Annotated in this window: 23 protein-coding genes; 8 read left to right on the top strand and 15 right to left on the bottom strand. The window is 31.4% G+C overall.

Annotated features, from left to right (window positions below; translation table 11 throughout):
• The first annotated feature begins 104 nt into the window (after positions 1 to 104).
• Positions 105 to 1,490 carry a hypothetical protein gene (locus tag EOV51_RS13950; protein ID WP_128153141.1) on the top strand — a complete coding sequence of 462 codons (1,386 nt, stop codon included), beginning with the start codon at positions 105 to 107 and terminating at the stop codon, positions 1,488 to 1,490.
• A gap of 391 nt (positions 1,491 to 1,881) precedes the next feature.
• On the opposite strand, the gene EOV51_RS13945 is transcribed toward EOV51_RS13950, so the two are convergent.
• A complete protein-coding gene (locus EOV51_RS13945) occupies positions 1,882 to 3,402 on the bottom strand; it encodes a TPM domain-containing protein (RefSeq protein ID WP_128153140.1) in 1,521 nt (506 codons plus the stop codon).
• 240 nt (positions 3,403 to 3,642) lie between these two features.
• Here EOV51_RS13945 and EOV51_RS13940 point away from each other — a divergent pair, with 240 nt between their 5' ends.
• Positions 3,643 to 4,818 (top strand): hypothetical protein, encoded by a 1,176-nt coding sequence (locus EOV51_RS13940; RefSeq protein ID WP_128153139.1) that lies wholly within the window; start codon positions 3,643 to 3,645, stop codon positions 4,816 to 4,818.
• Positions 4,819 to 5,008: 190 nt separating this feature from the next.
• Here the strand turns inward: EOV51_RS13940 and EOV51_RS13935 are convergent, their stop codons facing one another.
• The 8 genes from EOV51_RS13935 to EOV51_RS13900 form a co-directional block, all read right to left on the bottom strand.
• The gene (locus tag EOV51_RS13935) at positions 5,009 to 5,437 is read right to left on the bottom strand and encodes a hypothetical protein (RefSeq protein ID WP_128153138.1); all 429 of its coding nucleotides are present in this window, start codon (positions 5,435 to 5,437) and stop codon (positions 5,009 to 5,011) included.
• Between the two features lie 17 nt (positions 5,438 to 5,454).
• Positions 5,455 to 6,693 carry an AbiH family protein gene (locus tag EOV51_RS13930; RefSeq protein ID WP_128153137.1) on the bottom strand — a complete coding sequence of 413 codons (1,239 nt, stop codon included), beginning with the start codon at positions 6,691 to 6,693 and terminating at the stop codon, positions 5,455 to 5,457.
• 107 nt (positions 6,694 to 6,800) lie between these two features.
• Entirely contained in the window at positions 6,801 to 11,672 is a 4,872-nt protein-coding gene (locus EOV51_RS13925) for a DNA repair ATPase (protein WP_128153136.1), read from the bottom strand.
• A gap of 97 nt (positions 11,673 to 11,769) precedes the next feature.
• On the bottom strand, positions 11,770 to 12,477 hold the full coding sequence (locus EOV51_RS13920) for a serine aminopeptidase domain-containing protein (RefSeq protein WP_128153135.1): 708 nt from the start codon (positions 12,475 to 12,477) through the stop codon (positions 11,770 to 11,772).
• Between the two features lie 4 nt (positions 12,478 to 12,481).
• Entirely contained in the window at positions 12,482 to 14,674 is a 2,193-nt protein-coding gene (locus EOV51_RS13915; protein ID WP_128153134.1) for a flotillin family protein, read from the bottom strand.
• A gap of 40 nt (positions 14,675 to 14,714) precedes the next feature.
• Entirely contained in the window at positions 14,715 to 15,461 is a 747-nt protein-coding gene (locus EOV51_RS13910) for an OB-fold-containig protein (protein WP_128153133.1), read from the bottom strand.
• Between the two features lie 46 nt (positions 15,462 to 15,507).
• Positions 15,508 to 16,209 carry a PspA/IM30 family protein gene (locus tag EOV51_RS13905; protein WP_128153132.1) on the bottom strand — a complete coding sequence of 234 codons (702 nt, stop codon included), beginning with the start codon at positions 16,207 to 16,209 and terminating at the stop codon, positions 15,508 to 15,510.
• Between the two features lie 8 nt (positions 16,210 to 16,217).
• Positions 16,218 to 16,613, bottom strand: coding sequence for a type III secretion system chaperone family protein (locus tag EOV51_RS13900; protein ID WP_370449494.1), 396 nt, complete (start codon positions 16,611 to 16,613; stop codon positions 16,218 to 16,220).
• Between the two features lie 104 nt (positions 16,614 to 16,717).
• Here EOV51_RS13900 and EOV51_RS13895 point away from each other — a divergent pair, with 104 nt between their 5' ends.
• Positions 16,718 to 17,392 carry a helix-turn-helix domain-containing protein gene (locus EOV51_RS13895; RefSeq protein ID WP_128153130.1) on the top strand — a complete coding sequence of 225 codons (675 nt, stop codon included), beginning with the start codon at positions 16,718 to 16,720 and terminating at the stop codon, positions 17,390 to 17,392.
• Between the two features lie 28 nt (positions 17,393 to 17,420).
• Here EOV51_RS13895 and EOV51_RS13890 read toward each other — a convergent pair whose 3' ends face one another.
• Positions 17,421 to 18,317, bottom strand: coding sequence for a serine hydrolase (locus EOV51_RS13890; RefSeq protein ID WP_128153129.1), 897 nt, complete (start codon positions 18,315 to 18,317; stop codon positions 17,421 to 17,423).
• 329 nt (positions 18,318 to 18,646) lie between these two features.
• On the opposite strand from EOV51_RS13890, the gene EOV51_RS13885 reads away from it, so the two are divergent.
• Positions 18,647 to 19,552, top strand: a complete 906-nt coding sequence (locus tag EOV51_RS13885) for a DUF4822 domain-containing protein (RefSeq protein ID WP_128153128.1) — start codon at positions 18,647 to 18,649, stop codon at positions 19,550 to 19,552.
• A gap of 186 nt (positions 19,553 to 19,738) precedes the next feature.
• Here the strand turns inward: EOV51_RS13885 and EOV51_RS13880 are convergent, their stop codons facing one another.
• The 5 genes from EOV51_RS13880 to EOV51_RS13860 all read right to left on the bottom strand — a co-directional run bounded on the left by EOV51_RS13880 (position 19,739) and on the right by EOV51_RS13860 (position 24,489).
• Entirely contained in the window at positions 19,739 to 20,278 is a 540-nt protein-coding gene (locus tag EOV51_RS13880) for a YbhB/YbcL family Raf kinase inhibitor-like protein (protein ID WP_128153127.1), read from the bottom strand.
• A gap of 92 nt (positions 20,279 to 20,370) precedes the next feature.
• A complete protein-coding gene (locus tag EOV51_RS13875) occupies positions 20,371 to 21,207 on the bottom strand; it encodes a helix-turn-helix domain-containing protein (RefSeq protein WP_128153126.1) in 837 nt (278 codons plus the stop codon).
• A 119-nt stretch (positions 21,208 to 21,326) separates the two neighbouring features.
• On the bottom strand, positions 21,327 to 21,851 hold the full coding sequence (locus tag EOV51_RS13870) for a DinB family protein (RefSeq protein WP_128153125.1): 525 nt from the start codon (positions 21,849 to 21,851) through the stop codon (positions 21,327 to 21,329).
• Positions 21,852 to 21,879: 28 nt separating this feature from the next.
• On the bottom strand, positions 21,880 to 23,670 hold the full coding sequence (locus EOV51_RS13865; RefSeq protein WP_128153124.1) for a chloride channel protein: 1,791 nt from the start codon (positions 23,668 to 23,670) through the stop codon (positions 21,880 to 21,882).
• A gap of 24 nt (positions 23,671 to 23,694) precedes the next feature.
• Positions 23,695 to 24,489 carry a DUF975 family protein gene (locus tag EOV51_RS13860; RefSeq protein WP_128153123.1) on the bottom strand — a complete coding sequence of 265 codons (795 nt, stop codon included), beginning with the start codon at positions 24,487 to 24,489 and terminating at the stop codon, positions 23,695 to 23,697.
• Between the two features lie 753 nt (positions 24,490 to 25,242).
• Between EOV51_RS13860 and EOV51_RS13855 the strand changes: the two genes are divergently transcribed.
• From EOV51_RS13855 to EOV51_RS13840, 4 genes are read left to right on the top strand one after another with little or no spacing between them, the layout of a single operon-like run.
• Positions 25,243 to 25,485 (top strand): hypothetical protein, encoded by a 243-nt coding sequence (locus EOV51_RS13855; RefSeq protein WP_128153122.1) that lies wholly within the window; start codon positions 25,243 to 25,245, stop codon positions 25,483 to 25,485.
• A 12-nt stretch (positions 25,486 to 25,497) separates the two neighbouring features.
• Positions 25,498 to 25,806 (top strand): hypothetical protein, encoded by a 309-nt coding sequence (locus EOV51_RS13850; RefSeq protein ID WP_128153121.1) that lies wholly within the window; start codon positions 25,498 to 25,500, stop codon positions 25,804 to 25,806.
• Positions 25,807 to 25,812: 6 nt separating this feature from the next.
• Entirely contained in the window at positions 25,813 to 26,370 is a 558-nt protein-coding gene (locus EOV51_RS13845) for a hypothetical protein (protein ID WP_128153120.1), read from the top strand.
• Positions 26,357 to 26,674, top strand: a complete 318-nt coding sequence (locus EOV51_RS13840) for a hypothetical protein (protein WP_128153119.1) — start codon at positions 26,357 to 26,359, stop codon at positions 26,672 to 26,674. Before EOV51_RS13845 ends, EOV51_RS13840 begins: the two co-directional genes overlap by 14 nt.
• Positions 26,675 to 26,678: the final 4 nt, after the last annotated feature.

Below are 26,678 nucleotides of genomic sequence, written 5' to 3'. Positions count from 1 at the left end.
TACAATTTATATTAAAAATAGCTTTTAATAAAGAGCTAAGCATTTTTTTATGCTTTTTTTTAAATACAATTTAGATCTTTCAGTACTTAAATTATTTGAACCAGATGAAAAAACTAACAATTACAATTACATTTTTATTAACATCTACTTATTTGTTATCTCAAGTCGGTTTCAACACAGATAAGCCTAAATCCTCTTTGGATGTTAGCGCAATCAGAGATGAAAAAGGCACCTTAACTAATAATTCATTAGCCTATGGTATTCAGGCGCCGAGATTAACCCGGCAAGAGTTATCAGCTAATACAGCCACCTACGGATCCGAACAAACCGGTGCCATATTATATATAACGGACATAAGCGGTGGAAATACGGACGGAAACAGAATAAATATAAATTCTGTTGGGTATTATTATTTTGATGGCAGCTTATGGCAAAAATTAACGGGGAGTACTGAAGGTTCCGCATCTATGACAGCAGATAACGGTTTAACGTTGTCTACGAATAATATTCAACTAGGAGGAGCTTTAACTAAAGCCACAGATATTGCAACTGCTGGAAACAACATCACTTTTAGCGGGACTGGTCAAATAGGGATTGGTACATCCAGCCCTGTTTCTAAATTAGATGTTGCCAGCCAATTTAAATTTTATCCCTCCGGCATTAGCTCATCCATGAGTGATCCATTATTGGAAATAGGTAATTCGGCTGGTTGGAAACGAATAACTTCAGGTGCAGCTGCCTCCAGTTTTGCATTTTGGGCCAATGGAAATGGGAAAACCGATAATAATCCTCAAATGTTATTGCAAGGTAATACGGGAAATCTAGGTATCAACACGACCGATCCGCAAGCTAAAGTTCACATTAACACAACCGATGGAAAAGGATTTCAGCTAAAAGATGGTTCTGAGGGTGATGGTAAAATACTTGTTAGTGATGCTAATGGATTGGCGATGTGGAAAACAGTAAATGCTACCAAAAATACAATTATCGGTAAGGTGAAAAGTACCACATCAAGAGCTGTTAAAAGCTATGGGGTTCTGAATGATACTTATATGGATTTACCTGTTGGAATATGGGCTGTTAACATAGGACAATTAATTACTACGGGTAAAAATGCAACGACAGCTTCCAGTGGAGGATGGATTCGATTTACATTAACTGACAATTCAAACCCTAATAACACAACCTTAGCAGGATTAACTCATAATGGTTTTACCATGCAGGTGCCGTCAAGTGCTTATGAGAGAGCCTTAGTGTCTACTACTACTGGTACTGTGGTAACGGGAGACAATTGTTTCGCATTTGCTTCAGGAACAATTATTGTTACTGTAACTGCTACTGATGCTGGGAAAGATACCAAAAGAATCTACCTGGCATTTGAGTTATGTGAGTTTGCAGCCGGAGGAGCTATCACAACCTCTAACACATGGGTAGGGGTATTTCGTGAAAATTACTTCTATGCTGTACCTATAAACGATTTATCGAGTTAAGCATTAAATATATTATAAAGCTAATATCCTGAATTTATAAATTAAATTCAGGATATTATTTTTTTGTACGTATTATAAACTGAGAATGTATCGACTTTGTTCAATAGATCTAAATAAAATTTTCTGTTTTTGCGAGTTGTTTTTTAATATTCCATTTATTGTCAAGATAAAATAAATTTATATTTTCAAAATATATAATTTTTCCATCTTTGATTTCAATATGCGCACAGGATTTTTTACTGATTGTTAATTAAAATCATAAACATTCATAAAATTTATAATTTCATATAGTTATTCTTTAATTCAAAGTTATTATTTTATATACCACTACTATTTTGTTAGTAAATTTCAGGTTACTTTATAGTAGCGATAGTTGATTTATGATGAATTTTTACCAGCTACTTCCGGCACCACCTCCTCCGGAACGCCCCCCACTACTGGAAGAAGATGAGGACGACGAACGCCCCCCACCACTATAAGATCCTGAAGAAGTAGAACTATCAGATATTTCGGGGATAATATATTTTTTTCTATTCTCAGCATGACAAAATTTGCATATATGTATTTCATACCCCCAGCCAGAGGAGCTTGTCGAAGCATGTTTAACTACCATTTTGTTTTCAAATACTGCTGTAATCAAATGACATTTTTTACATTCTTTAACTTTTGAATGAATGTTAGGATATTTAATTATTGTTTCTAAATTGCATGAATTACAAAGCCATACATCATGCTCTACAGATTTTAACTCTTCTTCTAACAATTCTCCTTCGGATAAATTTCTTTCTTTTTCTAGTACCATAGGTTTGTGACATTTATCACATCTATACGGTTCATAACGATATTTTTTCATGTCATGACAAACTTTTATATATAAAAAATACATAAAAGAAACAGGAAAATAATAAATACATTTTTTTAGCCCTCTTTTATATTTATCTAAATAACAATACTTATCATATCTACTTTGTTCTGGGATTTTAAAAAACATTATAATGTATTTTATATGAAACAAAATACTTATGATAAGATAGAAAATCAGAAAAAAATAAATTAAATCTACTAAATTATGTGAGGCTGAAATAACATATAAAATTAACATATATAAAGTGAATAAAGAAAGTAAAATACCCGACAACGCAACTAAAGAATTTAAACAACTTTCGTTATCTTTAAGGCTATTGAATATGATAATAATTACTAATAAGGCAGTGATAAATAAAGATAAAAAAGAAACATGATTGGAAATAAAATCACTAAAAGAATAACTATGTCTTTTTGGCAACTTAATTAAGGTTTCTTTTTGATCATAATTATACTGATTGTCCGCTTCTGGTGAATCCTCTAAGTAATATTCGCTATAATTTTTATAAATATCGTCAACATCAAAGTTATAATTTTCGGTATCTAAAACTTCTATTATTTGAGATACGGCTGCTAAAATAGCTTGGTCATAATTCTCTTGTTTTAGATAAGGAATCATGTAGGTTCGTTGAATGCTTCCGCAAATCATGTCTGTAAGAACCGATTCCAAACCTAATCCGGTTTCAAACTCTACTCTTCTCTGGTCTAATACCAAAAAAATAAGTAATCCGTTATTTGTATCCTCACGTCCGATTTTCCAAGTATTAAAAAGCTTATAGGCAATATCTTTAGGAACCTGATCTCCAATAGAGTTAATCAAAACCACATCAATATGAGCTTTTCCGGATAGATCCAGTTCCCTTAATCTGGAGTTTAATGAATTAACAGTAGAAGGATCTAAGATATTATCAGGATCACTTACATAAGATTCATTTAATGTTTTAGGATCAGGTATTCTTTTTATTAAATCTTCTTGCGAAGATTTGCAAGAAAATACCAAAAAAAGAATAAAAAAATAAAATACTAAGTTTTTAAGAAAAGGCATCATAGTAATCTAGCTAGTAATAAACAAAAAGATTATTACTAGTAAGGATACTTTTTTTAAAGCAATAAACCAAAGACTTGTTTGTAACTTTAGGAACTACTAAATTTTTCATGTCTTCATTTTCATGAAACTTTGGGAAATGATTATTATACTAATATTGTAATTATTATTTTAACCACATGAATGTAAGAAGAAGATTACATAACTTACACCTTTATAACAAACTTAATTATGGATAGCAAAATGAAAACTTTCTTTAGCCTTGTATATTTGTTCATACTAAATTTAACATTTTCTCAAACTCAAAATGCACAGCAGTATAATTGTGTAAAAAATGATACGCTTTCAATATTTAATGTTGACTGTATAGATTGCTATAAAGAAGGAGAACTGATGGTTAGAAAATGGACTGGAGTGTATATAGATGAAAAAGTTTATGATGATGATAATAAAAAATATATAGAGAATAAATTTCCTCACGGATTATATGGAGAGTATAAGGATGGAAAACCGTATTCAAGTTTTTTTAGAAATTACAATATTTCGTACAATAGCTATCTAATCTTTGATTATTACGAAAATGGGAAACTTGCTTATCAATTATATAATGATTTTTTTGAAGGAATAATAGAAGGAAGAGACATAGGAATGGACACCAGGGTATTATATAAGAAAAATATTTTTAAAGATAATAAAATATGGACGGGAAGCTTACTATACCCCAATCTTCTTTCATGGAAAGGAGCAAGAGTAATGTTGGCTACTTCTTTAAAAGAAAGTAAAGAAAAAAATTTTACTATGTTATTTGCTGCAATACATTATGGAGAAATTATAACAGTATCTAATTTAAAAAACGGATACTATTTTGACAGCTTCGGAAAAGGTAAAGTCAGGATCGCTTATTCTCCTTCAGGAAGGAAAATAGAATTTTTAGATTTTAAAGAACAGTTTTTGGTAGTGGTTGATAATCAATATGAAGAATTTAACGAAATAACAAAACAAGAAGAATTGAAAAAAGGAAATATTTCTTATTTTTTTATGAATAATCATTTATATATAAATAAGAAAAAGTATGAATCGGAAGAAGAATTGATTGATTTAGAAAAGGGGGAAGACATCACCACAGCATTATTAGAATTAATCAATGATATCCCGTATATTTATACTCCAATAACTACAGAAGATGTAATAAATTATTTTGAACAGGGTTATTGGATAAAACCGAAATCAGCATTTTATTTTTATTTAGACTATGATGGAAAACCGTATGGAATAGACATTGAAGAAGGTACAGAAAAAGGTACATATACAATTATTGATTACACAGATGAGAAAACAAAAAATATCATTAAAGACCAGACCCCGGAAGAGATTATTAATTATTTGAATAAAATTCTTAAATCTGAAAATGATGACTAGTTATATGATTTTTTAATTATATTATATTTTGATAATCAAATTTTTGTAGCAGCATAGACACTTCAAATGTAATTTAGAATTAGATAATATTTGCTTAACAATTAATACACATTTTTGTAATGTGTAAATTACATATATAGAAAACTATATTATAGTAATTAATTATTTAAGTCGATATTTTGATAAGTACTCAATCATTAATCAGATACCAATTGTTTTCCAATTTATAATCATTTCCTCCATTTTTAACATTCGCATCCAAAATTGAAAGTTGTAAAGAATCATTAGAATAGATAAGGGCAGAGAAGTGATCCAGCAATCCTCGATCATAATAAAAATATATTGTCAGATTATGAATATCAATTGTATCAGAATCTTTTATTGGATAAGGCTTTAAAATACGAAACGAAGTATCGTATTTGAATTTAGAATAAGAAGGAAAGTTGTTTTCTCCTATTTTAAAGGTTTGGTTTGAATTCTTTAAAATATCATGAATGATTATTTTATAATTTTCTTTGTTTTTATTCCAGTCTTTAATTCCATCTATATTTATAGGAGCTAGAAAATTACAGGAATAAGGTATTTGAATTATAATAAAAAGAATAAGTATTTTCTTCATATACAGTTTAAGATTAATTAAGCCAAAGGCTCACAAAAAGTTTTATTAACTACCTTATCTCTCATAATCGCTTTATTATTAAAGTTTCGGGAAATATTTCTTACTATATCGCTGTAGTTATCTGTGCCATTTTCTTTTAAATGATAAAAAGGCTTTATCGAAATACAATTTTCATGTTCAAATAATGTATTTAGAAGTGTTCGGTCAGAATTTCCACAGGAATGCCCGAAAATAAAGATTTGATACTCATCACTGTTGACAAATTCCAACAACCTTTTATAATTATCTGTTTCCAAATACTTTATAGATTTTATATTCTCCAGATATTCATTATTATTTAAGGTTTCAATCTTTTTATACTCTTCATCCAATTCATCACCAAAACCAAAGATTATAGGATTATTTGAGGATGTATCTAAAGAGCCATGAATATGGATTATTTGATTAGGATTTTCAGCGTATAAACCTTCTGTATGTATATAATTGAAATTTAGAAATAGTATATTTTCATCTTCAATCATTAAATTAAAAGGTTTATTTGTTTCCTCAAATTTCAGTAAAATTCTAATAGCAGATTCTATATTATTTATATCTTTTAATAATAAGGTAGAAATTTGAGGTAAATTAAACATTCGTATTATTATATCCGCTAATGATTCATTTCTACGACCGAATTCTGAGATAAAGTGTTGGATTTTATTAGTTTCATTCTTAATATTTTCACTTACTATCTTTTCAATAAAATCGTTTAATTTAAAATCAGAATATATTTTTTGTTCAATAGATCTTATTAATTCTAAGTTTTGATTTATATCAAATTTTTCCTGTACTTCATTTAAATAATTTTCTAACTCATTTTTTATTTTTTCAAAATCTGAATTTAATTCTGAAATGGAATAGTATTTTTCTTTTTCACTCATTATATCTTTTAAAAGTTTATAATATTCATTTTCGATATCAACCCAGTTTTGGATATATTGCTTTTCAGTAATATGTTTTAGAAATCTATTTTTATATTCTAAAGAAGGAAAATTTGTTGATAAGGTTGATATTGCATTATCAAATTTAGAATTAGGATTCCAATTAAGTGGGATTTGAGTGATTTTAATATCTTCATCCTCATATTGAGAGTTTGGCCCTTCATACACTATTCCAGAAAGTTTAATATTCCAAAACCAATCCATAAAATTCCCATAACTGGTTTTCATCCCATGAGCTAAATCAAAGCCGTTTCCTATTAAAATAATTCGATTCATATATAACAAATAAATAATTATATAAAGATACTAAAATAAGCTAAAAAAAGTCCTCAAAATATTTTGAGGACTTTTATATATACTTTGAATTAAGTAAATATTACAATTTATTTATTCTTTCCGTTTATATTCAGCACATTCACAATACCTTCCAGATTTACATTAAAGTCCATTAATTGAGCGATTACCTGTCCTACCTGATTATCCTGCGTTAAAGCGCCTAACTTATTGTTTTTAACAAAAATCTCTTTGATAGAGGTCCATCGTTTAGTTTCCTCAGGAGTTAATAACTTCATAAGCTCTTTCAATTTCAGTAAATTGGCTTCCGTATCTGAAGTTAGAGTTTGCGATTCGTTTTCATAATGAGTCATGATGAGCTCCTGCACCTCTTCTTCATTCATCAAAGGAACAATTTTCCCTACCATTTTATTCATATCCCGATAAGAACCCTGTAACTTAAAAGCAGGTTCTGTACGGTAAGCATGATCCATGGCAGCACTCTGAATATAATTCTGGTTTACTTTCATCACTACTTCGCGTATCTGCATACATTTTTTCAAAACTGATATAAACTCTTCAATTTCCTGATTAGAATAATTTCCTTCCAGATTTAACAATTCTTCATTTCCGGTTTCCATATAGGTGATGAGTTGATAAAAATCATCAAAGCTGCGGCTGCTGAGTTTTTGTAAATAGGTATTTTCAGCAATGGAATTTTCCAAAAGACTAAGCTTGAATAGATTTTCGGTACTTCCTATTACATCTCCCAGGTTATAGACATCCGACCGGTTGGCAAGCATATCTGGAATCTGGAATTTTTCTCCACTTTCCGTATACGGATTTCCGGCCATCACAACACAGAATCGTTTTCCCCGTAAATCATAGGTTTTACTTTCTCCGTTAAAGGTTCCGTCCATTTTCCTTTGTCCGTCTGCCAGAGAAATAAATTTTTGAAGGAATTCGGCACTGCAATGCTGTATATCATCCAGATAGAGCATTACATTGTCCGCCATCTCAAAAGAAAGATTAATCTTTTTCAGCTCTTCCCGTGCGCCTGAAGTTTTTGCTTCGTCAGGATCTATGGAAGTTATGGAATGTCCAATAGTAGGGCCATTGATTTTCACAAAGTTTAATCCCAATGTTTTAGCCAGATATTCCATCAGGGTGGTTTTTCCGTAGCCCGGAGGGGAAACCAGTAAAAGCATTCCCATACGGGCGGTTCTTTTATTGTCTCCCGCAACCCCGATTTGTTTGGCCATATTGGCACCAATAAGAGGAAAATATACTTCATTAATCAGTTTGTTTCTGACGAAAGAAGTAAGAACCTTCGGTTGAAGTTCATTAAGCTTCAACGATTTTTTATATTGTTCCAGCAATTGTTCTTTGGTTTGTGAAAATTCCTGAAATTCAGGAACACTGATTTCTAAAAATTCTTTCAGTTTGTTTATAAACCGATGATAATCCAGAGTGTAAAAATCTTTTTCAATAACCGGATGACTGCCTTTTAAGGTATCTAAAGTTACTTGATCGGTATACTCTATTAAATGGTAAGTAATGTCTTTTTCAAATAAGAGCAAACAACAGGCTTCATCTAAATATTTCTCAAAATCCGAATAGGTATCGGACAGGTGTATAAAAGATACCAGCCAGTTTTGTATCAGGTAAAATCGTTCAGCCAGTTCCAGGGAAGTATCGTTGCCATCCGCTTCAAAAATGGTAACTGCATTTTCCGATTTCAGATAGTTTAAAAACTCTTTTTTAAGAGTATCGGCCTGAATACTTTTAGTAAAAAACGGAGAATCCGAAAATTCCCTAAACAAATATCGGGCTATAGTTTCAGATGAAAAATCCATAGCGGAAAAAGAACCGTTCCATTCTTCAAATTTAGCTTGTAGTCGTTGGATCACATAGTTATAATTTTCGGATTCCGGAAAAACTTTCAACACATAGCTCGCAGAGGTAATAAGTTTATTCAGCTTATCTGTATCTTCTTCAGTTAGGCTGTTCCAGAATAATTGGGATACAGCACGCAGGGAAGGAGAATAGGTTAAGGTTTTTAAGTTCGTATGAAGCTGCTGCAAAGCTTCATATATTTTCAATGCATCAAAGTCATGTACACCTTTCAGATAAGACTCTGCATAACTCTGTTCCGTTTTTAGTTTTATATAATCTTCCGGCTTAAAATTTTTGTTTTTCAGACTCTCTAGAAAAGTCTGGTAGGCTAAATATTCTGCACGGTATACTTTTGAATTTTCCGATACTACTTCCTGCTCCCAGAGGGATTGGTATTTGTAAATTTTATCTTCCTGTATTTCATAAAAGAAACTGGTTCCGGTAAGGTGGTAGTAAAGTAGATTGTTTCTTCTTACGATGGTTAAATCTAACGGTTGCCGATTCACTGCAAATTTGTAGTTTCCAAGACTTATGATGTTATCTCCATCTACAAACAAATCCGTTTTATCCCGCAGGGAACGAAGACTGTCTTCCAGAGAAGTTTTCAGGCTGTTTTCCAGATTTTCAGCTTTGGAAACATCTCCCAGCTCCTTCAACTCAACAGCTAGCTTCCGTACTTTGTCAATCATCAAATCCGTAGAGAAAAAAGCCTGAATTTCTTCTTTGGATTTAAATGCACCGGCTTTATTTTCAATATTTTTAAGAATGCGAAGCCCTATTTGCTCCAGCGAAGCGGTTCGTCTGTTAATCTGTTCTACCAGCTGAGCTTTTTTAGAATCAAAAGCCTTGCTTACTTCTTCTCTTTTATCAGCTATTTTATTGATAAATTCATCAAAGTCTGCAAATTTACTTTCCATTTCTTCTACCTGAACGCTCACTTTGGTAAAATACTCATCGCATTTTTCGGGAGAGTTGGATAGTTCCAGGAAGTTTACAATACTTTGATCCAGCAAGGTGAGCTGGGCGTGAAATTCGGCCACTGCTTCACTGCTTTTTAATGAATCGAGTTTTCGTTTCAGCTGAGCCCGTACTTCGTTCAGGGATGCAAAAATAACAGATATCTTTTCAATGATTCGGGTAGTTTGCGTAGTGTCTGCAATTTTTAAGCTGTTTAAGATATCTATCAGCAGTTCCAGTTCAGAAGATATCAGCTTACAATTTTCGTCTACTAGCTGCCCGTCAATAACTTTAGTAAGTTCATCCACCCGTTCACGCTCATCCAGTACTTTGTTTTCATAAGGAAGTAAGGCTTCTTCCCGTAAAAGGAAATCAACCGTTTGGTCGGATAGCTTACTATTACTTTTGCTCAGTTTCTCTTTTAACAGTTCAATTTTTTCCAGGTCTATATACTTAATATGTCCCTGTTCCAATATTTCTCCTTGCAGCTTTCGGTTTTCAGCCAGTAGTTTTACCAGACTTTCCAATGAATCGCCCTTTGAGTTTTTTATGCTGAATAAAAGTTTATCCACTTTCTCAGTACTATTCTCAAGTGCCTGAGAAGCATTTTTCCTTTGCTGCTGAACTTTTTCAAACTCATCAACCGCTGTGTCGGCAATAGATTTTATTTGTTTTAACGGTTCCGAAAGTTGAAATGCCGACGGGTTGGCAATCCAGAAAAAGGAATCGGTAATGTCATTGGCTTTTTTGGAAATATCTTCATAGAGTCCTTCATACGAATCTTCTTTGCTAATCAGATGGATAACTTCCTGACATTCCGCCATCGCTTTTACAATGTCTTTATTGCCTATTTTATAAAGCTCATTATCTTTTTTATCTTTGTTTTCAATAATTTCCGATTGATACGGGGTTTGCCAAATCTGAACGACATGGTGCTTAACCGCTTCTTCTTCCGAACGGAAATAGATGAGTTTACCATTTTTAAACAGGGTAAACCCATTACAAATAATAGGGGTTTCCACCTGCTGTTTAATGATATTGTAAGACATAAGTACATACGTATTCTTTTCATTATGATAAAAAATGAAAAGATAGTCTTCACCATTGGCTGAAGGAATACGACGTACAAATTCCAGATTTTTCAGCTCACTTTCAAAAATCTTATACTCACCGTTTTGCAGATAATACCCGTTGGCAAATATAATTCCCTGATTGTCGGGCAATAAGATTCCGGTTTCATTCAGGGTAGGAATATTCAGTACTTCTTTGGTTTTATTGTTAAAAACAAAAGCCCGGAAATTTTCCTGATAGGGTTTAATTCGAATAAGAATAAAATTTCCGAGGTCTGCATAGTAATATTCTGCATCATCCAGTTGCTGATCCTTGTTTTCTACCGTTTCGGAATAAATTCCCTTTCCGGTATCGGTGTTGTCTTCAATTTTAAAAGTAATGTCACCGTTGATGGCTTCTATGAAAACCTTGTCCAGGATAGAGATATGCGGATGTATTCCCAGCCTGCGGTTATCCAGCGAGGTTTTTACCCATTTAAATTCATGCTGCCGTGCTTTTTGAACCTCATGGATACTCCGGTCATCCTGATAGATGAGTTTATCGTCTTTGATCAGCCACTTAAAGGCTTTCAAATCATCTATATTTTTACTGGTCTGGAAAATCATGTATAAATAATTTTCCGTCCTTCTGAATCGTGAAAATATTGAATCCCGGTAGTATTGATATAAGTTTTTATAATCGTTGATGAAAGCTTCATCGTTAATTAAATCTAACGATTGAGGAATAAATTGATGAGTTTTATCAGCATCAAAAGCATATATACTAAAAACATCGCTAAGTTGTATATCGGTTCGTAATCCAAAGTGAACGTTATAAGCAAACATGCAAAGATTGCCTAATGCCAGAATTCCGCGTGCAGTGCAATTATTTTCAGTAGTGATTCTTTGATTAGCCGCCAGAGTAAATTCTACGGAGTTAAAGACTTCTTTCCGGGACTCGTTCAGTTTATTCAGACGAGCGTTAAGATCTTCTTTCTGGCTTTGAAGCCTCTTTTTTATTATTTCGTAGGTGCCGGAATCTAAAGAATCCGGTTTTTTATTTTCTTCTAATTCTGCCATAATTTGATAAACAAATTGTTTATTTATATTGGGTAACTATTCTTTTTTCTGTTTTGTCTTGAAATAAAAGAATAAAAATTATGTGTCTGTAAATAGTTTATTTCAATATATTTTCCACACATTCTATTATTAATTCCTGATTTCCCATACCACTATGTTTAATGGTAGGAAATTTAATTATGTGAATATCGAATTTCTTTTCTTCTTCAGGGGTTGGTAGTACTCCTTCATCCGCAGGAAAATCGTAGGCTTTCAGGTAATAGATTTCTGGTTTGGAAGTTCTGGGTATTGGCATTCTGCGATTATCCAGTGAAATAGCTTTGGTGATTTGTTCCGGATACTCTCGGGCATACAACAGGGTTATATCTCCTCCATTGGAATGTCCGGCAATAATTAAATTATTCCACGGAAGTTCGGGTTTAAGCTTCATGAGTTCTTTCCGAATAAAAGCTATATTTTCTACTCCGCGCTTCCAGTTAGGCATCCGGGTTATATATAAATTCCCTTCCATAGCTAGTAAATCATCAGTAGGCAATTCATGCTGAATGCTTATGACATAGTAACCTAACGAGGCTATTTTTTTATTGAGTTTAGCATAGTCTTTATAACTTCCTCCATAATTTTCTCCATACCCGTGATTAAAAATAACTATTCCTCTGGGTATAGCCGTATCAGAATATATAGCAAAGGGTATGTTCCGAGCTCTAAGAGAATCATAAATAGTTATAGATTCCTCCTTTATGGTTTGTGCTTTGCTGGTACTTCCTAATAAGACTATACACAGAATAAATAGTATATTTTTCATTTTATTATCCTAATTTTTTATTAGATATACCCAGAGTTTTAGCCAATGTGAACAAATTACCCAACACGCTTTGGTCATCACTTTCGGCATTTTGCTGCATTTTAAATATCAGGGAAGCAATGCTCAGGTTTTTGATATCTTCAGAGGAAATATTCAGTTTTTCTGCATAGTTCCGGATTCTTTCATATAAATCGCCTTCTCCGCTACCATCCCCAAGTAAAGCATCTTTAATCTCAGTAATCGTTTGGCTTTCTCCTACGAGTTTATCAAATCCTTTGGCTCTTGATATCTGGTTAATCATATTTTCAAAGAAAGTAGATTCACCACCGACAATGTCAATTTTAGCAGATTTCATGGCTTCAGACAATACGGAAGCCTGTGCTTGAGCCACATCTTTTTGTATATGTATTTGTGCCAGTTCCACATCTTTGTCTTTTTGTAATTTCAGTTTAAACTCTTCATGGTCTTTACCCACACCATCTAATTTTTTCATAGCTTCGGCTTTCTCATGAATACCTTCGGCTTCAGACAATGCTTTTTGTTTAATTACTTCGGCTTCTGCTAATCCTTCTTTACGTTTTGCCTCGGCTTTTGCCTGTATACCGGTAGCTTCGGCCACTGAAGTTTTTTCAATAATGCTGGCTTCTCCTTCTGCGGACGCTAACGCTTTTTCACGGGTTACTTCGGCTTCCACTAATCCTTCTTTGCGTTTTGCCTCTGCCTTGGCTTCAATTCCTACAGCTTCAGCTTTGGCTTTTTTCTCAATTATGTTGGCTTCAACGATACCTTTTTGTTCATCGGCTTCTGCTTTGGCTTTAATTACTTCGGCTTCTGCCAGCCCAAAAGTAGCATCTTCCCGTGCCTGAGCATCGGCTAAGGTTTTTCTGGCTTCTGCATTTTTTACAGCCGCCTCTTTTTGTGCTTCTGCATCAATAAGTAATTGTTGTGCTTTTTGTTCTTCGGCTTGTTTTAAAGCTTCGGCTTCTTTTACCGTTTTTATTAAATTTTCTTCTGCCTGCTGGCTGGCTAAGGTAATACCGGCTTGTTTGTTACGTTCTACTTCCCGTAGTACTTCTATGTCTTTAACATTTTGTTGTTCTTCTACTACGCCTTTTTCTAACTGTACTCTTTCTCGGATAACGTCCTGAATATTTTTCTTTTCTTCCTCTACGACTTTTTCTTTATTAATTTGAGCAAGTGTTACAATTCTTTCTCTTTCGGTTTGTTCCAGCGCACGGTCTTTTTCCACTCTTTCCGTTTCCACCGCATCGGTTCTTTCCTTATTTTTAGCAGCTATGATAATCTGTCTGAGTTTATTTTCTTCCTGCACAGCCAGACTTTCCTCTGTGGTAATCCGTACAGTTTCAGATTTTAATCGTTCTTCTTCACGAACTTTTAAGATTTCAGCTTCTTCGCGGGCTTTGATGTTATCTACTTCCCGTCTTTGTTTTTCTTCTTTTTCGGCTAACTGTCTTTCCAGTTCCAAAATCGCTTCACGAGCTTCCACATCTTGTTTTTTGATGGTTTTTTGCTCATCTCTTCGGATTAGGTTAGCATTAATGTTTTGGGTAGCTGTTAATTCGGTAATTTTTTTAATACCTTCGGAATCCAGAATATTCTGAGGATCTAAAAAGCTTAAATTGGTTTGTTCCAGATAATCAATAGCACAATCGTCCAGGTTATAACCGTTTAGATCTGTGCCTATTATATTCAGGATTTCATCCCTGAATTCCCGGCGTGCTTCATAAAGTTCAATAAATTCGAATTTTTTTCCTACGGTTTTTAACGCTTCTGAAAATTTGGCTTCAAATATATTTCTAAGAGTTTCCACATCACTGGCTCTTTCACAACCTAAAGTCTGCGCTACGTTGATGACATCGTCCACCGATTTATTTACCCGAATGAAAAAGGCTACTTTTATATCTGCCCGGATGTTATCCTTACAGATTAATCCATCCTGTTCCATTCTTTCAATTTGTAATTTTTTAACGGAAATATCCATAATTTCCATTTTGTGAAAGACAGGGATAACATAAATTCCCTTGTTAAAAGCAACTTTAGTTCCTCCCACACCTGTTCTTACAATGGCTTTTCCCTGAGGGATTTTTTTGTAAAATGATGCAAGGATTGCCAAGAATAATAAAATAATGAACATAAATGTTCCGACAATGATAGCGATTATGCCTCCAATTTCCATAATATGTAATGTTTTAAAATGTTGAAAAATTTTTATGTGATTAATTTTGATCAATAGTAACTTCTTTGGTTACGTAATAAAATTTTTTGTCTTGTGTTTCATCTGTAATCATGACAGATTCACCGTATTTGATTTCATCTCCGTTATGACTAATTACGTTGAGACGAATCGGGTTTTTTTCGATAATAAATTCTGCACTTCCGATTTTATCTTTAGTGATAGTGGACATCATTCTACCCGATCTTCCCAAAAATTCGGTTCTTTCTTCCCCCTGATATCCGGTTCTGGAGAGAAAACGAGCCAAGGGCTTTGTTGCATAACGGGTAAGAATAACTCCGGCAATAAAACAAGGAATTAAAATAAAAACCGATTTCCAACCCCAGCTTCCGGCAATGGTTAACTGAGTGGTAACTAAAGCACCTGCCCAGGTAAAGAACTTCAGAGTGGATAATACCAGCATAAAAGGAACTTTTCCGACATTCATAAATTTCAGGAATCGTATAAACAGGCTGTCACCTGCGTTCTCATGCGTAACATGACTATCATCAACCTCTGCATGCGGAGAAGGTTCTCCATGATGATCCGTGTCTACCTGGGTATCCGTGTCTACTTGAGCGTCTACGTCTATATCTGAATCAATATCTGCTCCGAAATTCGTATCAAAATCCATTTCTCCTAATCCTATACCAAGAAAAGAGAATAGCCAGTAGATAAGAATAACTATCATAAAGCCACTCATAATGGCATTGGACAGCGGATTAAAAAGGGAGTGTAGTATTTCGGTCATAATAGAGATAGTTTCAGGTTAAAAAGTTAGTACAGAGTTGGAATTTTTATTCCATTCCCAGTCTTTTTTTTATGTTTTCGAGCTCGCTGTTGACTTGCATCGAATCTTTACCAATAGCCCGATCAATTTCCTCATCAAGAGATATGTTTTGGTTTGCAAGCTCTCCGTATGCCTGTGCTAAAGCTTCTTCTTCTGCTACTTTCTCTTTCATTTTTTCCAGCATACTTATCGTGCTGTTATTATCTATCTGGGCTAGCTGTTTGTTAACTTCTTTGGTGGCTTTACTCACTTTTACCCGGGCACGTAGAATTCTTAGTTCATTTTCCCATTTATTGATGTTAAATTTAAGAATTTCAACATTTTTTTGCATTTCATCCACTGCTTTTTCATGCTGGATTTTTTCTCCATTAAGAATTTCTACTTCAGAAAGCAGTCTTGCTTTAAGAGAGAGGGCTTCTTTGGCTAATTTTTCTGCCTGTGCAGCATCAAGTTCACCTTTTTGGGCTTTAGACATGAGTAAAAAAGCTTTATTTTCATAATCTTCCGCTTCAGAAGTTTTTTTAGAACTGTCATTTTTTGCACGTATAGCTAAAGCTTTTACTCTTGCTAAGGCTTCCAGGCTTTTTTCCAAATCTTCTTTCATCTCCCGGATGCCCTGTTCGGTCATTCGTATCGGATCTTCCATTTTATCGACAACGGAGTGTATTTCCGCTGTGCCTATTCGTAAAAGTCTTTTAAATATATTCATGATGGTTTTTATTTTTTTGTTTTAGAAAATGTCAGTATTTGTTCGTAATATTCGCTTAGTAATAATCCTAAAGAGTTTAAGGCTCCTTCCAGTTCATTTATGTCGAGATTTTCAATTTGCATCGTGTAGCGGAAGATAACTCTTTTTCCGGTTTCGTCCAGTACAAATGCACCATGTACTATATCCCGGTTTTTTTGTAATAAAGATTTGAATATTTCTTTGTCATCCTGATATAATGTAAAAATATACTGCTCTAGTACAACAATGGGCGGAGCAACTCCTATGACGAGGTTTTTGATTCCATCTTCTTCATTTTCGATGCAGAAAATGCCTTTTTCCTCATCTTTGAAGGATATGGTATGTCCAAGTTCAGAAATAAAGGTTTCAATTTTTTTAAAATACATGATCATAGGTTTTAGTCATATCAAATATAAGTGATATATTTGCTAATAATTTTAGCAAATATAGCTAAATATTTTTTAATTGCAAAAAATTTTAGCATCTTTTTATGAGTAAAATCGGAAGAAATATAAAAAAAATCAGAGGAGTCAAAGGGCTGAGTCAACAAGCGTTTGCTGATTTATTCAAGCTGACAAGGGGAAACATAAGTTCTTATGAAGAATTAAGAGCAGAACCTAAAATAGAAATTGTAGTTAATATTGCTAAATATTTTGGCATTCCGCTGGATGATTTTATTTTAAGGGATCTTTCAGTGAATGAATTGCTGCACTTTGATTCCAGCTTGGTTATAGATATGGAAATGCTAAAAAGGAAAGATAAGTTTGTTGAAATACCTTATATTTCTTCTGCTAATTTTTCTGAATTTATACAGAATTTCAATGAATCGGACTTTTTGGAAAAATTACCTATGATGTGTATTCCTAATGATTCACCTTTTGATTTATTAGCCATTGAAATAGATAATTCATATAATCTTCCGGAAAAATTTGCTTATAAAAACGGAGATATACTGATATTGGAATCAGTCAGTAAGGAAAATATTCATAGGCTCAACAGTAGATTCGGAATCAGTATTAATGATGAAGGTATAAAAATGGGAATTTTTGAAAAAAACAATCAGGGTATTTTCTTGGTTTTAAACGAGCTGGTTAAATACGAATTCAATTTAAATTCAAATAATCAATACTGGGTACTCAGAGCTTTGTATTCTCAGGAGTTTTAATAGTCTATAAAAAGGTAAGCCTACAATTTTACATATTGTTTAATCTATCATAGATTATATCTGCCAGTTTAGCAATTATATATTCATTAGTGGCATCATCTTCGTGTGAGTTTGAAATAAATACAGCTATACTAAATGATTGTTCGTCTTGTAATTCTACAATGCCAATATCATTGGTAGCAGTTATAATTCCATCTTTTCTTCCTGATGTGCCTGATTTATGAAAAGATTTTGTCTTAGTTTGTAACAATCCCTGAATCCGCTTATTATTTACAGAGTGTTGCATATAAAATTTTAGTAAATTTAAACTTTCATCAGAAATAATTTGTCTGTTTTCCATCTTGTAAAGGATTTCAGTTGTTAGACTGGGAGTAATTACATTTGATTGGAACAATGTTTCTGAATCAGAATACCCTGCATTAATAGCAAATTTATTTTTGTTTGGAACAATTTGGTGCACAAATAAATTCAACCTTTGAAATCCTCCTGAAATATCAATCAATTTATCAAATACATTATTATCACTATCTTCTATTAAATATTTAATTGATTCTTTTAAAGTTAGAGTTGTTCCTAGTGGGATACTATCTCTTAAAGGACTATAAAGATCAGGCTTTAGGTCTTTTTTAGAAAATATTACAGGTTGGTTTAAATTAAGATTACCTTTATCAACCTGATCTAGTATATATAATCCTAAAAAATATTTTGACACACTATACAATTTATATTTTTTATTTTGGTTATATGATACAATTTCATCACCGGTATTATCTCTTACTGAAATCCCTATATCTAACTTTTTATTTTTAATTAAATGATAAATAGAATCATTAAATTCAGATTTTATAGATTGAGTTTTACACCCTGCTAGAAATAGCAACATTACTGGGAAAATTACATATATAAGACAATTACTCGATTTCATAAATTTACATTATTTATTATGATATTTAAACAAGGGTATTGCTAAGTATAATATAAATTATTTAGCAATAAATAATTTATTATAAATAGTTTAATAGAATAAATACAAATTAAGATAGATAAACTAGTTTTTAAAATTTAATTTTATTAGATAAATATTTTGAAATTTTGAATGAATCTTTACTTTCAATATGATTATCGAATGAGCATACTTAAGGCAGCTACAGACAACTAAAGATAACAATTATTTTGTATTATAAATTGATTTAGGATAAGAGATTAGTCTAAATTTAGAAATAGTTTTGTTTGAAACTAATAAAAATATTTAAAATGACAACAAAACGTTTGATTAGTGTAATATTTATGTCTATCACTACCTTAATTCTAAATGTATCCTGTTCAGATGATGACTTAGTAACAAATTTATCTCCGCAGGGAGAAACTAAAAGTGATATTTTATCCACTCACGTTTGGATAACTACTAAAGTTACTGATAACCGTGGAAATCAATTAGATTTATCCGTTGCACCGGCTTCAAATTATGCAGGATATGCATATTATAAAACCAATGGTACATTTAGAATTGTTGATTTTACAGATCAGCCCAAAATATTTGGTGAATGGTCTTTAATCAATGATGAATCTCAGAGAAAACTGGTAGTTTATAACTCTGATAATAGTGTAGCTTTTGAAAGAAATGTAGATATTATGGCTTTAAGTCATACTATTTTTACTTATGCTATCCCTAATAGCAGTGATCCTTCCATAATTTATTATGTTGAACATATACCTGTTAATCATAATGAGGTTTTAACTCCGGCTCAGGTTCTGGCTTCAACAGATTGGACAACTACAAAAGTGTGGGACATAACCAACGGACAAGAAAATGCAGTGGAAATGGACAGGACGGTGGCACCTGCTTCTAATTTCTCAGGAGATGCTTATTATATCAATAACTCAGGAAATTTATATTTTCCTAAAAACGACAGGGGGGAATTTTCAAACGGTAATTTTATGATTACTGCTTATGGAGATAAATCCAATGTAAGATCCCAAGGAGAATGGTATGTTTCGTTAGATGGTAAATTAAGAAATTTAATTGCAAAAAATAATAACGGAGAATTACTATGGAGCAGAACAGTAGCTATTACGGAACTTACTTCAACAAAATTTACCTACGATATTCAGGTAGATTCCAGATTATTACGCGTAGAGCATGAGCCTTTAGGGCAATAGATTTTTTCATAATAAATTTATTTAAGAAGTGGTGTCAGGTTTTATAAATCCTGACACCCTTTGTTTATTCTTGCAAACGCAAGAATTTAATCTTTTGAAAATTTATATTAAAGTAAAAGATGTATAAAGATTAAATTAAATGTAAATACTTAAAAATTAATATTTAATACATGTAATTTATAAATTTTAACGTTGAGAATAAAATATCAAAGATGCTTTTTGAATAGTATGTTGTTGTAAATAGAAGCCTACTAAAGCAGGTGAAGCATCTTTATCCAAATCTAAAAGTGGAGTGTCTAATGCATATATCGTAATTATATATTGATGTGGACGATCTCCTGTTGGAGGACAGGGGCCTCCATATCCATACGTACCATAATCTGTTTTACTTTGTATAGTTCCTAAAGGCGCGATCTTTTTTGTTATATTTCCTGCATTTGCTTTCATTTCTCTTATATCTGAGGGGATATTATACGCCACCCAATGCCACCATCCGCTTCCCGTGGGTGCATCCGGATCAAAGATGGTAATAGCAAAACTCTGAGTCTGAATTGGGACATTTTCCCAAAATAGTTGTGGAGACATATTTTCTCCTTTACATCCCATTCCATTAAACATGAGATTACTTTCTGCCTGCCCCTGAAGTGTTTTACTTTTTAAAGTAAAGTTTTGTGCCTGTATGGAACAGTATGCACAAGTTATCAGTATAAAAAATACTTTTTTCATAATTTTGTTTTTTATTTTTAACAAAACTATGATTAGAAGTGGTAAGAAAGATTATCTTAAAAGATTTATTACTTATCCAGAACGTTCAAATTTCAGGAAGTTATATTATTAGTAAATTCTTTGGGAGAAACACCGAAATATTTTTTAAACTCTTTACTAAAAGAGGATAAGTTTTGATATTGTAGTTCTTCAGATATGTCTGATATGTATTTACCTTTCATTAGGAGTTTTTTAGCTTTCAACATTTTATGATCAATAAAGTATTTTTTTGGAGTAGTTGCATATATTTCATGAAAATTGCGTTTAAATGTAGAAATACTCATATTACAAAGAAAAGAAAGTTCTTTGATTGTAAGATTGGTATATTTATTCTTTTCTATAATCTGCATAAATACTATTTTGTCTTTTTGCCGAAAACAGTTGCTGATAAATGAAAACATCTTTTCCTTCGAATTTATAAGTATATAATTAAGAATTTCATTCAATTTTATTTTTTTTAATTCTTCACTGTTGAGAATTTCATTTTTAAGTAGCAATAATGAGTTTTCATAATTACGTATAAAATTATCTTTTTTAAAGACTTCAATATTGGTAGCCATATTTTTATTCGTAAACTCTATAGTATTAGTAAGACAAAATTGGGAAAGAAAATTGTCAGAAAAAAATAACAATAGGCTTTTATATTCATTATTATCGATTTTATCAGTCATTAAAGTTCTTCCGGAGGGAAGCAGAAAATACTGAGAATTAGTTATAGTTTGGTGAAAATTGGCATGATGAATTTCTTTGACACCTTTAATAAGAAAGCATAGTACATGATGAGAAAATACTATCCGGTTTCGGTTGGATGAATTATTAGTATAAATGTAAAAATTTATATCGGTTTGATTGTGAAATAAATCTTCCGGTAGTTTAAATAAAGATTGCATAATAAAAAAGATAAATATATAATTAAGAAATAATATAACATTGGTGTAATGTAAAGGGAATTATTTATCAGCTAGGTTTTCAATTTAGATGTTAAATGGTATATTAATTGTCGGAAAATTTAAAATTCTATAAGTGGATAATAGTTAGATTTTATAAAATTAAGATGATGCATCTGATGTCCTATAATGTTAAAACCCATTGCTAATACAGAGATTTCATATTTCCAATTGATTCCTTTTTTTTGTAAATCTTCTTCATCAAAACTCTGATAAAGACAAATTGTAGATTTTCTTACTGATATTAATTCTTCTAGTATATAAGCCAATTTTTTGTTTTTAGCTTTAGAGTGTTTTGTAAGTCTATTTTCGTCAAAACTGATAATAAAAGAAGGTTTATTCCTGGAAAAACGTAATACGCCTGAAGTTAAAAGTCTTTCTATATCAGTAATATGTTGTATAATCTCTTTAATTTCCCATTTATCTTTCAGGTAGGTCTTATTTCCTATTTTTTCTAAAAGACAAGTATCCAAAGTATAAAGATCTTCAAGGCTGCTTTCAAAAGCATCCAGTAACTCAATATCTTTTACCAGATTTATATATTTGTCAAAATACTGAGGCATTGGACTTATATCAGATTTTTTCATGCTTATTTTAAATTACAATCTAAAGAATTTAATCCTCTGAAAAATCTACGATTAATTTTCTGTATTTCTGAAGTAATTTGGATTTGGAAAGCATACCTATATATTTTTTATTTTCAACAACAGGAAGGTACCATGAATTAGTTTGATCAAATAGTTTAAAAACCGCCTCATTATCATCGTGAAGATTAATGACTGCCGGAGGTTTAGATACAACATCAACGATCTTTAAATTTTCGTATTTTTCTTTGTTCAATAAGACATCCATAAGTTCGTCTACCAAAATAACACCTATAAAAACTCCTTCAACATTCTCAACAACAAATAGATTTTTCCGTGATTTAGGAATTTCTTCTTTAATAAATTTAGATAAAGATAAGGTTAAGGGAACTGTAATAAAATCAGTTTCAATTAAATCTTCCATATTCATCCTTCGAATTGCTTCTTTGTCTTTATTATGTGTAATCATCTGATTTTGCCGTTTTAGGTTATACGTATAGACAGAGTATTTATCTAGTCGGTATTTCATTAAATATGCAACTGAAGAGGTTATTATTAATGGAAATAATAAATTATAGCCTCCGGTAATTTCAGCAATTAAAAAAATAGAAGTCATAGGAGCATGCATAATTCCTGCCATAACACCAGCCATTCCTACTAATGTAAAATTATGCTCAGAAAGTTTAACCCAATTAAATAGGTTGATGATTTTTGCAAAAACAAAACCTAAAATTCCACCAGTAAAAAGAGCCGGAGCAAAAACTCCTCCGATACCGCCGGAAGCTGTTGTAAAGCTACTGGCAATAACTTTAATAAATAATATTCCAATCAAAAAAATGATAAGAAAATAATCATGGGAACGGAGTGAATAAAAAAAAGAATTATTAGCAATGCTTTCCGGGTGATCACTCATTAAATGCTGGAGGCCAATATATCCTTCACCAAACAGAGGGGGAAATACAAATATGAGAATTCCCACCGCACCACCTCCCAGTAGAGCCTTCAAATATTTATTTTTATACTTTGAAAAAAACTTCTCGGTTAAGCGGCTTACCTTAGTAAAATATAGGGAGAAAAAACCGCAGGACATTCCTAACAGAACATAAAAGGGAATTTTAGTTTTATCAAAAGGTTCAAAAATAGCAAAATAGAAAGATATTTTATCTCCCAATAAAAAATAAGAAACTAAAGCTCCGGTAGTGGACGAAATTAAAATAGGTATTAAAGACCACATGCTTAAATCAATCATTAAAACTTCCAAAGAAAAAATAATGGCAGCTATCGGTGCCTTAAATATTCCTGCAATTGCTGCTGAACAGCCACAAGCTATAAAAAGAGTTCTTAATTTTAAATTTAAATTAAATTTTTGAGCTATATTGGAACCGATAGCAGCTCCGGTGTATACTATAGGAGCTTCTAATCCTACAGAACCGCCAAATCCTACTGTTAAGCTACTTGATATAACGGAACTATAAGTATTTTTTTTGTCAATTTTACTCCTGTTTTTAGATATAGCATATAGTACTTTTTCAACTCCATGGCTAATGTTTGCTTTGACAAAATATTTGATATAAATAACCGTAAGCAGAATACCTATGGCTGGTAATATGATAGTCCAGTAATTATAATGAATATTTTCATTGTGATAAACAAGCTCCTCTGTAAAGCTTACAAGATTCTTTAAGATAACAGCACTCAATCCGCCAGTAATGCCGATTAAGGTACTTACCAGATATACAAAAGCCTCCGGATTTTGATACCTGAACTTACGAATGGCAATATTGTATTTTATACGAAGCCTCTTTAATAATGTGGGTATCAAAATTTATATTTTTTAAATTATACTTTATTCAGAAATGTCTTCAGTTTTTACGGTCTCTATAGTGTTTTTATACACTGAATATACAATAGCAAAAGAGTATGGTATGGTAATAATTAATCCGATTCCACACATCGCAACACCTAAAACTTTACTTATCAAAAAAGATACAACGGATACAAGTAAAACCTTACCAAAATTCATATTAACAATTTTTATACTATTTTTGATGGCCTTGGATAGAGAAACCTCGTCTATAATAATAAAAGCTCCAGCAAGTAAAAATGCAGGAATTATATATAATAAAGGAATAAACAGTAAAAATGCACTTAAAAGAGTTACTACAGAAACAATAATGGTTAGTCCTAAAAGGTTAATAAATTTATTGCCCTGAAATCCTCTGATCAGATCTTTAAAAGATGTAGTACCTGTTTTGTCGGCCTGATAAGCACAGTAAATAAGCCCTGCTCCCATAGGGAAAATAAGTAAGTTAATGAAAGAAGAGATGAATGCTTTAGATAAAATTAGGGGGTTGTACATATATTCCTGAAATAAGGGGATCATTTCAGTAAAACCATTAGGTTTTTGACTTAAACTCATTATTGAATTACTAAATTCAGTATCTAAGTCTTTAGTTCCTAAAATGTTGGATAAGAATAAAGAAACCAGATTACTAAATAAATAAGAGAAAAGTACATAGACAATACCCATAAAAAGTATTTTTTTCCAGGCACTAAAAGCATCATCCAGAACTTTATTTAAAGATAAATCATAACCTTGTTGTTTCAACTTTTCAACACGAGTATCTAAAGGAGTTTTCATGAATTTTTTTTGCAAAATTACATATTTTTACTTGTCAAAGTAAAAGTTTAAATGTTGAACAGCAAAAAATAATTATATTTATTTAATTATTTTTGAATTTATTTATATAACATGCAAGTTTAATAGGGAAAGTTATTTTTACAATAAAATTAAAACCTAATAAATTAATAATCGGTTTGATCCTTAATATTAATACAAATGGAGATTTTCTAAAATAAATTTTTAAAATAATATTTGAGTAAAATGCTATAGAATGAGTTTAAACATATTTCAATGGGTATCATTACTAATCATTTTGTTATTGGTAATTTATATATGGTATAGATATAAAATAATATATATAACCAACTTTATTTTAGGAATGATTATTATTCATTTTTGTACTGATTTCTATCTAAGTAATGGTGTTTTTAATAGAAATAATTCTCCTGTAGCAAAAGAAGGTGCATTATTTTATCTTGCCAATGATATATTTTTTAGTATACTTTTTTTAACATCTTTTTTTCATTTTCTTTTTTTTAAGGGAGAGAATAGAAGAAAATATTATTTCGTAATTCCTATAATTGTATTTATCATAATTTTATTTGTAATCATTTGCATTGAAAAATCTTTTAAATCCATAACATTTTTTGGGTTTAGTTTATTTTTATCTTTTTTTCCATTGTATTTTTTAACATATTTTTTAAAATATGTTAAAGGCGGAAAAGAATAAGTTTATGAAATTTATAAGAAAAATAAAGCAGCAATAATAGTATGTTCTTAGATCCGTATCAACCAAAATTTTTTAAATCCAAATTTAATGATATTGAGTTTGTCACAACGGAGTTGGATGAGCTTCATTATGGGTTTGAGATTTGGAAATGTAAATTATATGTAAATGGTGAGGTATTTCACCACGAATATTTAAATTATGAAGATAAGTTTTTTGGACTTCCGGAAAATCTTGAAAATTTTATTTTAGAATCAGCAAAAGGAAATTTTGTATTTATTCCTTAGGGTCTTTTGGTTTTGAATACTAAAAGTCTAGAACTTAAAAAATATGATAAAACAATAGAGAATTATAATAATAAATTTATTTCTAATCTGTTTTTAAATAATTTTCTTATTGTACTAAACCAAAGAGTTATTTGTATCGTTGATTTAGAAAACAATAGGTTTATTGAGGAGATTTATCCCTATCAAAAATTAGTATTTGAAAAAACGTGGATGGTAAAAAACAAAATCTATTTTTTATATGAAGATAAAGAATTAGAAAAGAGTAATACTTTAATTTTTAATACAGAAGCTTATGATTTTGAAAGCACAAATAAATTATAATACCGTATGCCCTTAGCATTAGATAAACCCCATATTTTTGAATCCAAATTTAAAAATATAAAGCTTGTAGCTACAGAGTTCGACGAACCCTTTTATGGATATACTTTATGGAGATTCAGACTGTATGTTAATGAAAAACTGTATATACATTCTCTTTTAGATTATAATAGCAAAGGCTGTGGATTGGAAGCTAATTTAGAAAAATTTAAACTTGATTCCGGAGATGGAGCATTTGTATTTATTCCTTATGGTTTGTTGGTTTTTAATACCAATGATTTAAGCTTGAAAAAATATGATACAGAGATAGGTGCAAATAATGCTTTTATTGAAAATGAATTCTGGGATGATATGCTTTTTGTGTTAAGGCAGCGAAGTGTTTGGGTGGTCGATCTGAGAGAAGAAACGTTGCAGCAAAAAACATATCCCTTCGACAAATTAAAATTTGAAAAAATGTGGAAACAAGGAGATATTGTTAATTTTCTATATAGAGATAAAAAAACTGGTAATACTCAAACGTTGAAGTATAGCTTGGAAAATAAAAACTTTAAAAATGATGTGGTATAGAAACTTATTAACGGTAATAGGGTTGCTGATCATCAATCTTCTTTCTTCCCAATCCTGTAATTTTGATGATTTTGTAGATGATTTGTATAATGGTGATAAGGTCTTTACAAATATTGTTAATGAAAAAAATGGCTTTAAAGCATGGCAGATACTTGCTGAAGAAGCGCCAGCTTTGAGGAGAAATCCTGATGAGCTAAATCTGGTTTCTAAGAATTTAAATGCCATCGATAAAGCAGGAGGATATAAGAAGTGGAAAGGATTAAATAATCTTACAGAATTAGAGATTCGGCTAACAAGCAAATGAGTTT

It is taken from the genome of Apibacter raozihei, from assembly GCF_004014855.1.
Taxonomy (GTDB): Bacteria; Bacteroidota; Bacteroidia; order Flavobacteriales; family Weeksellaceae; genus Apibacter; species Apibacter raozihei.
This window is presented reverse-complemented; position numbering and strand designations above follow the sequence as displayed.